Source organism: Micromonospora sp. NPDC023644 (genome assembly GCF_040640115.1).
Lineage (GTDB): Bacteria > Actinomycetota > Actinomycetes > Mycobacteriales > Micromonosporaceae > Micromonospora.
Genome location: NZ_JBFABA010000011.1, coordinates 1 through 13031 on the forward strand (window position 1 = coordinate 1; position 13031 = coordinate 13031).

The window sequence follows — 13031 nt, forward strand, 5'->3', positions numbered from 1 at the left end:
ACCCTCTCGTACGGGTGCAGCCGCTCGCCGAGGCGCTTCCAGACGGCCGGGTGCCGGCCACCCTCTCGTACGGGTGCAGCCGCTCGCCGAGGCGCTTCCAGACGGCCGGGTGCCGGCGCAGGTCCTCCGCCGCGACCGCGGCGCCGCAGGCGTCGAGCCGCGCGAGAGCGGCGCGCCGCAGCGGCCGGGGCAGGGCCCGCACCCGGGTGCCGGGCACGACGACGGCGGGCTCGTGGACCGGACGCCAGGTCGCGCCCGGAGCCGCGGACTCGTCGTCCCGCCGCGGCAGGACCAGCCCCGGGTCCCCACCCGAGTACGCCCACAGGGTCCGCGCCACGTCCGTCGCGGTCGACCAGCGCTGCCCGGCGGCGGCGAGAAGGTCGTGCTGGCCGGGGGTGCCCGCCGTGGCGTGCAGCGCCCAGGCGACGACCAGCGCGAGGGTCTCCCGCGCGGGCACCACCTCGGGCAACCAGTCGAGGCGGCCCGGCGCGGTGGATCTCACCAGCACCTCGAGGTCGGCCCGGTCGGCCTCGCCCAGCGCGACAGGCCGGGCGACGAGTTCGTCCCGGAGCCGGACCGCAGCGCCGACCGGGTCGGGCTCGAGCCCGGCGAGCCGCACCGGCAGCGGCGGCGCGTCCGGGGCGGCGCGCTCGCCCACGTCCTCGACCGGCGCGGCGGCCCGCCGTGGCGGGCGGCGGAGCGGCGCCGGGGGCGCGACGACCTTCAGGTACGGGTTGTCCGCCGCCAGCCGGCGGCCGCAGACAGGGCACGCGGTGACCTGCTCCGGCGGGAAGCACGCCGGGCAGACGGGATGACCGCACGGGTCGAGCGGCGCGCCACCGTCCTCGCGGCCGCACAGCACGCAGGGCGCGCCGGGCACGGCGAACAGGTGGGTGAGCAGCCGCCGCACGTAGACCGCTTCGATGTCGCGCGGGGTGTCGGGGAACGCGCGGTAGAGCGGCAGCATCGGACGATCCGCGCCGACCATCTCGTCGACGGTCGCCAGCAGCCAGTCGGCCCAGCGGACGCGCACCGCCGCCGGCAGCCGGGCCGCCGCCGTACGCAGGTCGTCCCGGAGCAGCCAGCCACGATCGGCCAGATCGGCCTCGAGCGCGGCCACCCAGGCGGCGCCGTCGGCGGGATCGGCGCCCGTGCCCACCACCGCGACCCGGCCGGTGCGTCGCAGCAGCACCACGGCCAGCGCGTCCATGCCCGCGACCTCCCCGTGCGAAGCGGTGGGCGGAGAGTCGCGACGCTAGTTTCGTCGGAAGAAGTGAGAAGGAAGCACCGCGGGGAGCCGCCCACCGCGGGAGGATCATACGAGGACGCCCGCCACCGGCACACCCCGGTTTCGCCGTCGGTCGCCGGGCGCGCAAGGGGCACCGCTCGTACGGGGGTCCGGATTACCCTCGCCGAATGAGCCGACGCTCCGATCCGGTCCGGCGTCCCCTGTGGCGTGACCGCAACTTCGGCGCCTACTGGGCTGCGCAGTCGCTCTCCGCGGCCGGTGACTCGTTCGCCTACATCGCGGTGCCGCTGCTCGTGCTCCACGCGACCGGGTCGGTCGCCCAGATGGGCCTGCTCACGGCCGTGGCCGGCGCCGCGTCCGTCGGCGCGGGGATCTTCGGCGGCGTGCTGGTCGACCGGTACGACAGGCGGACCCTGATGATCGCCGCCGACCTGGCCCGGCTGGTGCTCTACGGGCTCATTCCGCTGGCCTGGCTCGCTGGTCCGCAGATCTGGCTGCTCTTCGTCGTGCTGCCGATCTGCGAGGCGGCCGGCATGGTGTTCCAGGTCGCCGCGGTGACCGCCGTGCGCAACCTCGTCGACCGGCCCAGGATCACCGAGGCCAACGGGCGCCTCCAGGCGACGTACGCGGCGGCGGCCGTGGTCGGGCCGCTGCTCGCCGGCGTGGTGTCGGCCCGGTTCGGCCCGACGGCGGCCATCGCCATCAACGCGGCCAGTTTCGCCCTGTCGGCCGCCGGCCTCTGGCTGGTGCGGCTGCGGCAGCCGGACGAGAGCGCGGGGGCCGACGGCGCGGTGACGCGGGAGAGCCGGCTGGCCGAGTTCCTCGCCGGCGCGCGGTTCCTCTGGCGTCAGCCCGTGCTCCGCTCGCTGACCATCCTGCTGTCGGTCTTCATCTTCCTGACGTACGGCTTCACCGACGTCCTCGTCTACCACGTCAAGCACGACCTCGGCGGCTCCGACCGCACCGTCGGCACGGTGCTCGGGTTGGCGGCGCTCGGCACGATCGTCGGAGCGCTGCTGGTCGCGCCCCTGCGCCGGCGGCGCGGCTTCGGCATGACCTGGATCGGCGCGCACGCGACGTGCGGTCTCGCCATCGCGGGCATCGGCGTCGTCGGGAGCGTGCGGGGCGTCACCGTGCTGACCGCGGTCTACCTGTGCGGGGTCAGCGTGGGCGGGATCTGCTCGATGTCGCTGCGCCAGGAGATCACGCCCGACCACCTGCTCGGGCGGGTCACGTCGGCGTTCTGGAGCACGCACTACTCGCTCGGGCCGGCCGGTGCCGCGGTGCTGACCTGGGCCGCGGGCCGGTACGGCGTCCCGGCGGTCGCCCTCGTCGCGGGGGCGGGGTGTCTGCTGGTCGCGGTCGGCGGGCTGTTCACCCCGGTCCGCCGGGCCGGGTCGGAGCCGGTGGCCCACCGCCCGGAGGCGCCGCGGGCCACGACCAGCCAGGCGTCCTGACCGGACGCCGGCCCTTCCCGTCGGGAGCCGGCGGTGCTCGACGAGGCGACCGCGCCACCCGCGACGTGGGGAACAGCGCCGTCGACGCCGATCAGCGGAGGCCCTGCCCGACGCCACCGACCCGGCGCGCCGAGGGTGCCGCCGGGCCCACCGGCCGGCCGACCCGCGCCACGTGCAGCAGGCGCCGCGGTGCCACGCCCAGCAACGCCCCCAAGGCCTCCCGCGTGTCGGACGCGTCGACGAGCTGGCTCAGCGGGTGCGCCGCCAGCCCGGCCGCGTGCAGGGTCAGCCAGGTGCGCGCGAGCACCCGACCGAACTCCACCTCTGTCGCGTCGTCCGTCCCGGGCGGTCCGACCAGGACGAGCGCGGCGCCACCGAGGGCGAGCGGGTTGCCGGACGCCGCCGCGAGGAGCCGGGGCAGGCCCAGCCGGCGCAGTGCCGGGTACGCCGCCAGCGCCGCCCGCAACGCGGTCGCCTCGCGCCCGGACAGGCCCAGGCACCGGTCGGTGAGCCCGTCGGCGTGGTAGTGCGGGTGCGCCGGCGTGAGCCGCAGCCACGACCGCAACTCGCCGACCACCGCGGGATCCGCGTACGTCTGCCGGTCGGCGACCCGCAGCAGGCGGGCCAGCAGCCCGGCGTCCGGCACGGCCCGGACCGTCCCGCCCGACGCCCGCGCGACGGCGTCGGCGGCCGCCACCACCTCGGCGTCCGGGCCGGCCGAGAACCGGCCCCGGTGGGTGCGGCGGGTGAGCACCTGCGCCGCGTTGAACGGGGTGTCGTAGCGGTGCGGGGACGCCCGCAGCCAGCCCACCCGACGGTTGGCGACACAGTGGTCGGCGACGAACCGCATCCCCAGTCCGGCGTCCGCCGCGACGATCAGGCAGGTCTCGACGAAGGCGCCCAGGGAGAGCCGCAGGTCCCGCCCGGAGGGGTCGGCCGCCGGCAGCGTGTACGCCTGTTCCCAGCCCACCCGGATCGCCCCGGGCCGGTGGTCGAGCCGCCACGGCTGGGTGTTGTGCGCGCTCGGCGACCGCCAGCAGAGCGGCTCCAGCGCCCGGAACGCCGCGAGCTCCATCTACAGCGCCTTCTCGTAGAAGGTGTACCCGTGCAGCGGCCGGCCGCCCAGCGCCCGGTACTGCGCGGCCGAGGCCGGGTTGTCCCGCCCGACGTAGGTGCTGCGCAGCGTCGTGTACCCGCCGGCGTGCAGGTTGCGACGCAGCGCGGCGGAGAGCAGCCGCTGGTATCCGCGCCCCTGGTGCTCGGGCAGCACCCCCTTGACGATCAGCACCGCCTCCCGCCGGTAGCGGCGCCGTACCGCCAGCAGCCGGAGCTGGTTGACCAGGTTGAGGTTGCCGCGCACCCGGACCACGAACTCGCTGATGTCCGGCACGCACAGCACGAACGCCACCGGCCGCCCGGCCCTGCTCAAATAGAGCAGCAGTGACTCGTCCAGCAGGTACGCGAGCCCGTCGGTCTGCCGGCGCAGCTGCGCGGCGGAGATCTCGGTGTAGTAGCCGAGCTGGGCGAAGGACGCGTTGAGCAGTTCGCGCAGCAGCTCGAGCTGGTCGGCGAGCCGACGGACGTCGCCCCGGTGCACCCTCAGCTCCGCGCCGTCCTCGTCGGCGCCGGGCGGCACGTCGTCCCCGGCGGGGACCGGGCAGATCCAGGTGTCCGACTCGAACCGCCGGCGGAACCCGTACGACTCGTACGCGCCCACGTACCGGGGCGGGTTCCAGGCGCTGTCGATGAAGCCCCGGTCGGCGTACCCGGAGGTGATGACCCCGCCCGCCTGGTTGGGCAGCAACGCGACCGGCCCGAAGAGCGCGTCGCGGTCGCCGGCGGCGTGGGCGGCGTCGGTGACCGCCTCGAACAGCGGTCGCGCCGCCGCGTCGGTGAACTCGGTGAGCCCGAAGAGCTGACACCGGCGGCCGAGCCTGGCGTCGAGGGCGGCGTCGGTGTGCAGGGTGGTCCGGGCCACGACAGCACCTCCGTGGTCGCGCAGCACGTACATCGGCACGCCGTCGCGCCACCACCGCCGCACCTGCTGGCGGGACGGCGGCACGAAGCGCGGCTCGCCGGCGTACACCCGGTCGGTGAGCGCCAGGAACTCGCGCAGGCCGCGCCGGTCGACGACCCGCTCCAGGCCGCGCGGCGCGGTCATCGCCGCACCGCCGGTCCCACCGTCTCCGAGCCCAGCGGCGTGAACGTCTCGATGTGCCCCAACTCGGTGGACTCGGCCCGCCACAGCCCGTTGGAGTAGCCGTCGGGCTCGGCGGTGAAGAGCCGGATGAAGCCCGCGGTGGCGTTGCGGTCGCCGTCGGTGAGCCAGACCATCAGCTTGCGGTGGTGGCGGGAGCGGGCGAAGCGCATCAGTGCCTCGCGGTCGGTGAAGAACGCGACGGTGCCGAGGGTGAACGGGAATTCCCAGTACACCCGGTGCCAGCGGTATCCGGACATGCGGCGCATGTCGCGGACCATCCGGCGCCAGGCCGGGAAGAGCCGCAGGATCGCCAGCGGCCCGCGGTAGCGGGTGGCGCCGAAGAACATGGCGCCGGCCTGGGCCCGCGCGGGGGCGCGGGAGAAGTCACGGGTACGCATCGCTCAGCCCTTCAGGTAGACGTTCTTGATCTTCTGCTGTCCGGCGAACGGGCCGGCGCCCGGTTCGTGCAGCTCGATGCGGAGATCGCCGGCGGTCGGGTCCTCGGTCAGCGACTGCGCGAAGTCGCGGGAGACCGCCGCCAGGTGCCGAAGCACCCCGCTGCGGCAGGCGGCGGCGAGAGCCTCGCGGTCCGACCCGGACAGCGGGCGGCGCAGTTCCAGGTGGACCACGGGTCGGGTCTCCAGCGCGGCGTCCTCGGCCAGCGCCAGGCAGAACCGGCTGATCTCGGCGGCGTACGGGTTGTCGGTGTAGAGGCCGTACTCCACGTCCTGCGGGTAGAGGTTGGCGCCCAGGTACGACACCGTCGAGTCGCGTCGGCCGAACAGCAGCAGCACCGGCAGGGTCATCCGCTCGCTGGCCAGCGCCGCGCGACACTCGGCCCAGCGCTGCGGGTCGCCGCGGACCAGGTCGAGGATCCGCCGGTAGCCGACGAGCAGCGCCTCGTCGCCGACGTTGTACCGCAGCCGCGGCTGGAGCACGTCGGGACCGGTGATCGTGCAGAGCAGTTCCCGGCGCTCGTTGGTCTCCAGGTAGGTGGCCAACGGGTTGTACTGGAACACCATCGGCAACCGCTGCTCGTCCCCGCCGAGCAGCGCCGCCCGCAGCTCGGGATCACTGCGCAGGCGTCGCCGCAGCCACACGGTGAACCGGGTCTCCGCGCCGATCCCGATGGTCAGGTCCGAGGCGCCGTACGCCGACCGGACCTTGAGGAACCGCTCCTCCAGGTAGCCGCGCAGCGCCTCGGTCATCCCCTCTCCCCCGCAACTGGCGAAGATGCGGTGGCGCGACCAGTCGAAGCCCTCGGCGTCTAGCCGGTCGCGCAGGTGCTTCAGGAACGGCGGGTACGCGGTCACCAGGTAGTCGAAGTCCGGGCCGAACTCGCGGAGCGTGTCGACGATCTTGCCGAGGTCCGGGCCGGTGTTCTTGACCACCGCGATCCGGGCCATCGCGGCGCCGGTCGTCGTCCCGGTCGCCCAGGCGCCCATCGAGTAGGCGTTGATGACGAAGGGGCGACGCATCGGGAAGACCAGGCTGGTGTAGCCGACGATGTCGCGGTGCACCGCGCGCAGTTCCCGCTCGCCCCGGGGCCAGTTGAAGGGCCGGCCCGACGAGCCGGCCGACTCGTCGACCACCACGCCCCGCTCCGGCAGTCGGCCGCCCCGGCAGCGCTTGGCGGCGTCGAAGGGGACGACGTAGCCCACCTTGTCGGTCTCCGGGAAGTCCCGCAGCCGACGACGGACCCCGGCCGGCCGGGCGCGCAGGTGGGCCCGGTACGCCGGGACGTCCAGCGCGGCGAGCGCGCAGCCCGCCCGCGCGTTCGCCGCCGCGAGGAGGTCCAGCACCGGGTGGTGCCGCCTGGCCGACCACCGCCACGACGCGGGATGGCGACCGGCGAGCCGCACCGCCGCCCCGAGCACCCGGCCGAAGAACGTCAGACGTGCCCGGCGCCAGCGTTCGCCGGCCGTCAGCCGCGGTGACGCGAGGGGGAACGGGTCGGCACGTCGGTGCAGCGTCTCGGTCATGTCAGAATCCTCGGCGGGTCTGGCCGGGGATGCCTGAGCTGGCGCACCGATCCGCCGCTGAGTACCCGCACCCAGTTCGACTCCCGGTCCCGGGTCGGCCGTGGCGGACGGCGGTCGGGCCGGCTCCTCCCACCGGGCACCCGACCCCTACCCGGAGTCGGGCGTCAGGGCCGCCGCCGTACCGACGTGCACTGCCGGGCTCCCGAGGGCTTCGAACGACGGAGGTCGGCTCTGGTTCAGTGCGGGACGTCGCCCGACGGTCGACCGGGCATCCCGCCGAGCGGACTGTTGAGGATGAGCGGCACGCTGCCCGGTGCCAGGAAGGGGTGGCCGTCGAAGTGCTCCAGGTGGACGTGACCGCCGTCGTCCATGGTGGCCATGTCGCGGAGCACATCCGCGAAGATCGCCCGGCTCTCCGCGCCGCCGCGGACGGTGAGGTGGCGGCGATCGTCGACATCGACGGCAACGGGCCCCCGCGCCACCTCGACGAGGACACCCCGAAGGTGTCGCGGGTGGGTCGACGGTGCGAGGCTCAGCTCGCCCCCGCCGGCTACCAGGTCGGCGAGGCGGCCGAGGTCTGCCCGGTCACCCGTGACGTCGACGCCCTCGGCGCGGCAGTGGTAGTCGAGCTCCATGGCGCAACCGTAGGCTTCCGCGCCTCACGACCGGCTCCCGGTGCCGGGAGTCGTGGCCCGCCGAGGCCGCCGGCGCACCGCTGAGCCTCGCCGGTGCGGGGGTGGAAGCAGAGCCGGTCACCGGGCCAGTCGCTGCGACATCCAGTCGGCCGCCCGCTCGACGGCCCGCCGGGACTCGTCGGTGTGGTCCAGCATGTCGAACCCGTGCTGCCCGCCCGGCACGTCGATCACCTCCACCCGTACGCCGGCGTCGGTCGCCGCGTCGAGGAACACCGCGACCGTCTCGGCGATCTCCTGTCGTTCCCGGCCGGCCCGGGTGAGCAGCAGCGGCGGTACGGGGTCACCCGGCTCGCCGATCGCCGCGCCCGGCGCGAATCGCGGGTCGACGCCCCAGCCCGGCATCGGCGCGAGGAGCGGATACGTCAGCGCCACCGCCCGCAGCCAGGAGGGCCGCTCCCGCAGCCAGTCCGTGCTCAGCAGTCCCCCGCCGGAGAAGAACCAGAGGGCGATCCGCCCGCCGTCGACGCGGGTCGGCGCGTACCCGGTCCACGGCCGAGGCGACGTCGAGGGCGGCCGTCGGGCAGTCGGTGACGGGGCCCTGCGCACCGACGACGACGCGCATCCGGTGCTCGACGGTGACGGCCAGGAGACCGAGGTCGGCGAGGAGGCAGCCGTAGCCGCGGTAGACCGGCCAGTCGCGGGGGCCCGGGTGCGCGTCGGCAGGTAGCGGTCCCCCGTGGACGAGGACCACGGCGGGGTGCGGACCGCCGCCCTCCGGCACGTACCAGTCGAGATTCGCTTCTCGCTCGGGCTGGCGTGCGGTCGGCGTCAGCACGAACGGGCGGAGGAAGTTCGGCGTCTCGTCCACGATCGCAGTCTGGCACGGTCCGGCCACTCCGTGGCACCGCGGTCGAGCGTCGGGCGCGCCCGCCCGCCGAGGCGATCCCCGCGTACGGCGGGCGTTGCCGGGCGGCTCAGGCCCCGGTGCCGGGCGACCCGGGCGGCGGCGGCAGCGGCAACTCGACGGCGTCCACCGTCGCGACCCGCACGGCCGAGTGCGCCGGCGGCAGCTTGTCGGCCCGCGGTGAGCGACTGTGCACCCGGCCCCGGCCGGTCGGGTCCGGCCGCCTGCTCACCTCGCAGGTCACCATCAGGATCGGCGGAGGCGGCGCGGTGAACCGGCCTGCGCCCCAGCGCACCCAGAGCGGGATCCGCCCCGCGTCGGCCTCGGCGAGCAGTTTCTCCCAAGTGCGGCGGCGCGTACCGTGGTCGACCTCGACGACGACCGGCGGCCCGTCCGGGCGGGCGCAGGCCACGTCGAGCACCGACTGCTGTGCGGACATGGGCGGCGGCAGCGGCACCACGCTGGACGCCCGCCGGTAGACCCGCCAGCCCCGCTCACCCGCCCAGTCGACCACCGCGTCGATCAGGCGGGCGGTGACCTCGTCCGTGGTCACGTCGGTGAAGGCGACCGCGTCGAGCCGGTCGGCCAGCGACGCCGCCAACCGCTCCCCGTCCGCACCGACCGCCACCGCCGCAGGGTAACCCGCGCCAAAGTCAGGAGATGACACGGGCTCACGGTGGACAGTTGGGCTGTCTGAACCGCCAGACGACCCATCGCCGTCGTGTCCGGTCAGGCTCAGCATGGTCGTCCGGCTGCGGACGCTCGCCAACGTGGCCCGGCTGAACACGCTCAAGCCTTGGTGATCTGCGATCCGCTCGGCAGGCTGCTGTTCTGGTTGTGCCGGAGGGCTTCTTCGAACTGGTCCTCGAGAATGATGATCCGGCAGGCGGCTTCCAGGGCGGTGCCTTGGTCGACCATCTCCCGGGCCCGCGCGGCAAGGCGCAACTGGTAACGGGAGTAGCGGCGGTGGCCGACGGCCGACCGGGACGGGGTGATCAGCCTTGCCTCGTCGAGGCGACGTAGATGGTCCTGCGAGGCGCCGGTGATCTCCGCGCCGGGGCCCGGATTACGGGTCAAAAACACCATCTGTCGACAGCAGTACGTCCAACCCAGCGCGTGCCTCGTCGCGGTGAGCGGTCCGGCAAGCCGCCCGCTTGACCGGAGCTGCGCATACTGAAAGCAGCGACAGGTTTACGGGCTGTCAATCGGGCCTGCGGTCGTTCAATGGACGGAGGTCGACATGCGTTGGCTCATGACTCTGATCATCGTGTTGGCGGTCGTTGCAGCGCTCTGGCTGTGGCGCCGTTCCCGAAATGCCTCACTCGACATCGACGGCCAGGTTCGTAACCAGCAGGCGTCGACTGAGGCCCGCAGACGACTTGGCGAACACCGCAACCCCAGTGACGGTAGCCCCGGCAGCGGCGCCGGTGGGGTCGGTGGTACCTGGGGCTAGCGGGGAGCGCTGCCGAAGGCGCTGGAGAGGTACGCCCGGGAGTCGGCGATGGCGCCCTCGATGATCCGGGCCGCCTCGCGGGCCTCCTCGGGCCGGTGCCCGGCCTGCACCTGAAGCCGGAACCGGGACGAGCCGGTCGGGGTCACCGGGAACTCGACCATGAACGCCAGCACCCCCCGGTCGAAGAGCAGGCGGTTCGCCGTCCGCGCCAGCTTCTCGTTGCCGATCAGTAGCGGCACGATCGGTGACGGCTCACCCATGCAGGTCAGGCCCCGGCCGGTCAGCTCGTCGCGCACGGCGTGGATCGCGGTGAAGAGCCGGGCCCGCAGCACGTCTCCCTCGGCCGACCGGATGATCCTGGTGGCCTCCCGCACCACTGCGGTCTGCACCGGTGACAGCGCATTGGAGAAGAAGTGCGAGCCGCCGAACATCTTGATGTACTGCTTCAACGCCGGCGAGTTGGATGCCACGAAGCCACCGTTGGAGCAGAACGTCTTGGAGAAGGCGCCCATCACGATGTCGACGCTGCCGAGCAGGTCCTGCATCCCCAGCACGCCCGTCCCGCCGGGCCCCATCGAGCCCAGGTCGTGCGCCACGTCGACCAACAGCGTGGCGTCGTGTTCCCGGCAGGCGCGTTGCAGGGTGACGAGGTCCGGCCAGTCCGCGTCCACCGAGAAGAGCCCGTCGGTGACCACCAGGATCCCGTTGCGGGTGTCGGTGGCCCGGATCTCGGCCAGGTGCCGGCGTACCGCCTCGACGTTGAGGTGCTCGTAGCGGACCACGTTCCGGGTGGCCGCCCGTGCTCCCTGCTGGAGGCAGGAGTGGGCCAGCCGGTCGATCAGGATGTGGTCGGACTGCCGGACCAGACCGACGACCGCGCCGAAGCCGGCCGCCCAACCGGTCGGGAAGAGCGTCACGTGGTCGAGCCCGACCAGGTCGCCGAGGTCCGCCTCCAGATCCTCGGAGATGCGGGTGTTGCCGAGCACCATCGGCGAGCCGGCGCTGTGCGGCCCGTAGTCGTGCATCGCCTTGGCCGCCGCCTCCCGGATCGCCGGGTGAGTGTTGAACGACAGGTAGTCCTGGGAGTTGAAGTTGATGCCCCGGGCCCGCCGGCCCAGGTCGTTGGTGATCTGGGCGACGCTGTCCGGCGCCGCCTCCAGCACCCGGGAGTACTGCCACGTCTCCGTGCGGCGACGGGCCTCGACCCAGCCGTAGAAGTCCTCGGTGCGGGTCAACAGGTTGCGGCCGGCGGGTCGGTAGAAGTCGTACGCGTTCTTGTCCAGGGCGTACTCCTCGTCGGGGTCGACGGGGTTGCGCAGGTGGGCCGGCTCCCACATCTCGGTGAGGTCGGCGACCACCCGGGCCAGCTCGTCGTCGGCACCCTCGAGCGACGCAAGGTCGTCCCACGGGATGTGGGTGGCCCAGTTGCGGGTCATCTCGGAGACCTCGGTCGCGGTACGCGCCATGGTCTCGAAGTCCCCGCAGTGTGCCGCCTTGAGGATGATCCCGATCAGTTCGCCGTCTTCACGCTGGTCCAGCTCGGTGGTCACGGTGTCGTCTCCCTGGTGGGTCATCAGGCGAAGAGGTTCTGCTGGTAGCTGCGCGAGGTCTCCGCGAAGTCCTCGAAGACCGCGTGGTCGGCGGAGGACTCCTTCGCGGCGTCGTTGAGCAGGAAGAGGTTGGAGGCCTGGAAGAACTCCGACACCGGCGCGACGTCGGCGTGCGTGGCGATGAACCGGTCGGTCTCCTGCTGGTTGCCCCGCAACGCGACAAACAGTTGCAACTCGTCGTGCCGGTACGGACGCATCTCGGCGAGCGTGCAGACGTAGTCGTGGTAGGCGGCGGCGTTCTGGCTTCGGCGGCGGTCCCCGTAGGCGGTCATCGCCTCGTCGATCGACGCGTCACCGCGGAGCCACCGGTCCAGTGCGGCGCTGACCAGCTCGGCGTCGCGGAAGGCGTGGGTCATGCCGATCGCGGTGCACTGGTCCTTGGCCGACTCTGCGTCACCGACGAGCACCCAGCCGGGCCCGTGCAGTGGCCGGAGGAAGGCCGACTGGTCCAGGGTGCCGTAGATGCGCTCCTCCCTGGTCCCCTTGGTGCGTACCACCTCGCCCAGCTCCGGGCTGACGAAGTCCAGCGCCTTCTGGTAGTTGCCCGGCACGTCACCGCGAAACTCCCGCGACCATTCACTCGGCCCCCAGACCAGGACCATGTTCTGATTGAAGTTGGTCGGCACCACCGCGCAGGCCAGCCGGCCGCGCCGGTGCAGCTGTGCCGGGCCGAGGTCAAAGCCGGACCAGTAGCTCCAGTAGGCGAACGTGCAGCGGGGCCGCTCGTCGTACTTCGGCAACGCGAGGGTACGGGCGACGAACGAGTTCCGACCGTCGGCACCGACCACGATCCGGGCCCGCTCCTCGACCTGCTCTCCGTCGACCGCACGCCCCCGGATGCCGACGACCTGCCCGTCCTCGACGATCAGCTCACGGACGGTGAAGTTGGTACGCACCTCGGCACCGGCCTTGGCCGCCGCGCCGACCAGGATCTCGTCGAGTACCCGGCGCCGCACGGATGCACAGCTCTGCACCACGCCCGAGTCATCGCCGTGCAGGTCCCGGAAGTACTCCTGCAGCAGCTCGATCGGCACCGAGCCGGTCAGCGAGATGCCGTCGTTGACCACCTCGACCGTGGTGTGCGCCGGAGTGACCGCCAGGACCTGGTCCAGCAGTCCCCACCGGTTCAGGTAGGACATCCCGTGCGGCCAGAGGAAGTGCGTCGAGATGACGTCGCTGGGAAACGAGGAGCGGTCCACCACCAGCACCCGATGTCCACGCCGGGCGAGCAGCAGGGCGGTGGACGCACCCGAACAGCGGGCGCCGATGACGATCGCGTCGTACATCTGTATCGGTCCTTCGTCGATGTGGCGGTGACGGCGCAGGCAGCGGCGGGAAACCCACCCAGGAGCGGCCCCGGGTACGCGGATCCCCGCAGGTCACCCCGGTTGCGTTCGGCGTCAGCCACCGTTGCCGGTAGCGGCCTCCGCCGGTCGAGCCGGCAGGCCCGGCGGAGAGCATAGCTCACGTGTCCACAGTGGATTCGCACCCGCGATGGCGCCCCGTCTGCCACGACCCGGTCGGGTTGGGTGCGGGGTCGA

General features: G+C 73.3%; 12 protein-coding genes. 1 reads left to right on the forward strand and 11 read right to left on the reverse strand.

Annotation, left to right across the window (positions count from 1 at the left end):
- Positions 1-1210 (reverse strand): RING finger family 4 domain-containing protein (locus AB0G08_RS11450; protein WP_358086254.1); only part of this gene is annotated, 1210 nt, incomplete at its 3' end.
- A gap of 206 nt (positions 1211-1416) precedes the next feature.
- On the opposite strand from AB0G08_RS11450, the gene AB0G08_RS11455 reads away from it, so the two are divergent.
- Positions 1417-2706: an MFS transporter gene (locus tag AB0G08_RS11455; RefSeq protein WP_358086256.1), complete on the forward strand. Its 1290-nt coding sequence runs from the start codon at positions 1417-1419 to the stop codon at positions 2704-2706.
- Positions 2707-2797: 91 nt separating this feature from the next.
- Here the strand turns inward: AB0G08_RS11455 and AB0G08_RS11460 are convergent, their stop codons facing one another.
- The 10 genes from AB0G08_RS11460 to AB0G08_RS11505 all read right to left on the reverse strand — a co-directional run bounded on the left by AB0G08_RS11460 (position 2798) and on the right by AB0G08_RS11505 (position 12782).
- On the reverse strand, positions 2798-3781 hold the full coding sequence (locus AB0G08_RS11460) for a nitroreductase (protein ID WP_358086258.1): 984 nt from the start codon (positions 3779-3781) through the stop codon (positions 2798-2800).
- Positions 3782-4867, reverse strand: coding sequence for a hypothetical protein (locus tag AB0G08_RS11465; RefSeq protein ID WP_358086260.1), 1086 nt, complete (start codon positions 4865-4867; stop codon positions 3782-3784).
- The gene (locus AB0G08_RS11470) at positions 4864-5304 is read right to left on the reverse strand and encodes a DUF4188 domain-containing protein (RefSeq protein WP_132239827.1); all 441 of its coding nucleotides are present in this window, start codon (positions 5302-5304) and stop codon (positions 4864-4866) included. Before AB0G08_RS11470 ends, AB0G08_RS11465 begins: the two co-directional genes overlap by 4 nt.
- 3 nt (positions 5305-5307) lie before the next feature.
- Positions 5308-6888, reverse strand: coding sequence for a phenylacetate--CoA ligase family protein (locus tag AB0G08_RS11475; RefSeq protein ID WP_358086264.1), 1581 nt, complete (start codon positions 6886-6888; stop codon positions 5308-5310).
- 236 nt (positions 6889-7124) lie between these two features.
- Positions 7125-7523 carry a hypothetical protein gene (locus AB0G08_RS11480; RefSeq protein WP_358086266.1) on the reverse strand — a complete coding sequence of 133 codons (399 nt, stop codon included), beginning with the start codon at positions 7521-7523 and terminating at the stop codon, positions 7125-7127.
- A gap of 117 nt (positions 7524-7640) precedes the next feature.
- Positions 7641-8129 (reverse strand): hypothetical protein, encoded by a 489-nt coding sequence (locus tag AB0G08_RS11485; protein ID WP_358086268.1) that lies wholly within the window; start codon positions 8127-8129, stop codon positions 7641-7643.
- 368 nt (positions 8130-8497) lie between these two features.
- On the reverse strand, positions 8498-9055 hold the full coding sequence (locus tag AB0G08_RS11490) for a hypothetical protein (protein WP_358086270.1): 558 nt from the start codon (positions 9053-9055) through the stop codon (positions 8498-8500).
- Between the two features lie 161 nt (positions 9056-9216).
- The gene (locus AB0G08_RS11495) at positions 9217-9513 is read right to left on the reverse strand and encodes a MerR family transcriptional regulator (protein ID WP_358086272.1); all 297 of its coding nucleotides are present in this window, start codon (positions 9511-9513) and stop codon (positions 9217-9219) included.
- Between the two features lie 363 nt (positions 9514-9876).
- Positions 9877-11430, reverse strand: a complete 1554-nt coding sequence (locus AB0G08_RS11500) for an aminotransferase class I/II-fold pyridoxal phosphate-dependent enzyme (protein WP_358086274.1) — start codon at positions 11428-11430, stop codon at positions 9877-9879.
- Positions 11431-11453: 23 nt separating this feature from the next.
- Positions 11454-12782: an NAD(P)/FAD-dependent oxidoreductase gene (locus AB0G08_RS11505; RefSeq protein ID WP_358086438.1), complete on the reverse strand. Its 1329-nt coding sequence runs from the start codon at positions 12780-12782 to the stop codon at positions 11454-11456.
- Positions 12783-13031 lie beyond the last annotated feature (249 nt).

Coding starts and splice junctions, on each gene's coding strand:
- AB0G08_RS11455 (WP_358086256.1), top strand. CDS start 1,417: ATGAGCCGACGCTCCGATCCGGTCCGGCGTCCCCTGTGGCGTGACCGC.
- AB0G08_RS11460 (WP_358086258.1), bottom strand. CDS start 3,781: ATGGAGCTCGCGGCGTTCCGGGCGCTGGAGCCGCTCTGCTGGCGGTCG.
- AB0G08_RS11465 (WP_358086260.1), bottom strand. CDS start 4,867: ATGACCGCGCCGCGCGGCCTGGAGCGGGTCGTCGACCGGCGCGGCCTG.
- AB0G08_RS11470 (WP_132239827.1), bottom strand. CDS start 5,304: ATGCGTACCCGTGACTTCTCCCGCGCCCCCGCGCGGGCCCAGGCCGGC.
- AB0G08_RS11475 (WP_358086264.1), bottom strand. CDS start 6,888: ATGACCGAGACGCTGCACCGACGTGCCGACCCGTTCCCCCTCGCGTCA.
- AB0G08_RS11480 (WP_358086266.1), bottom strand. CDS start 7,523: ATGGAGCTCGACTACCACTGCCGCGCCGAGGGCGTCGACGTCACGGGT.
- AB0G08_RS11495 (WP_358086272.1), bottom strand. CDS start 9,513: ATGGTGTTTTTGACCCGTAATCCGGGCCCCGGCGCGGAGATCACCGGC.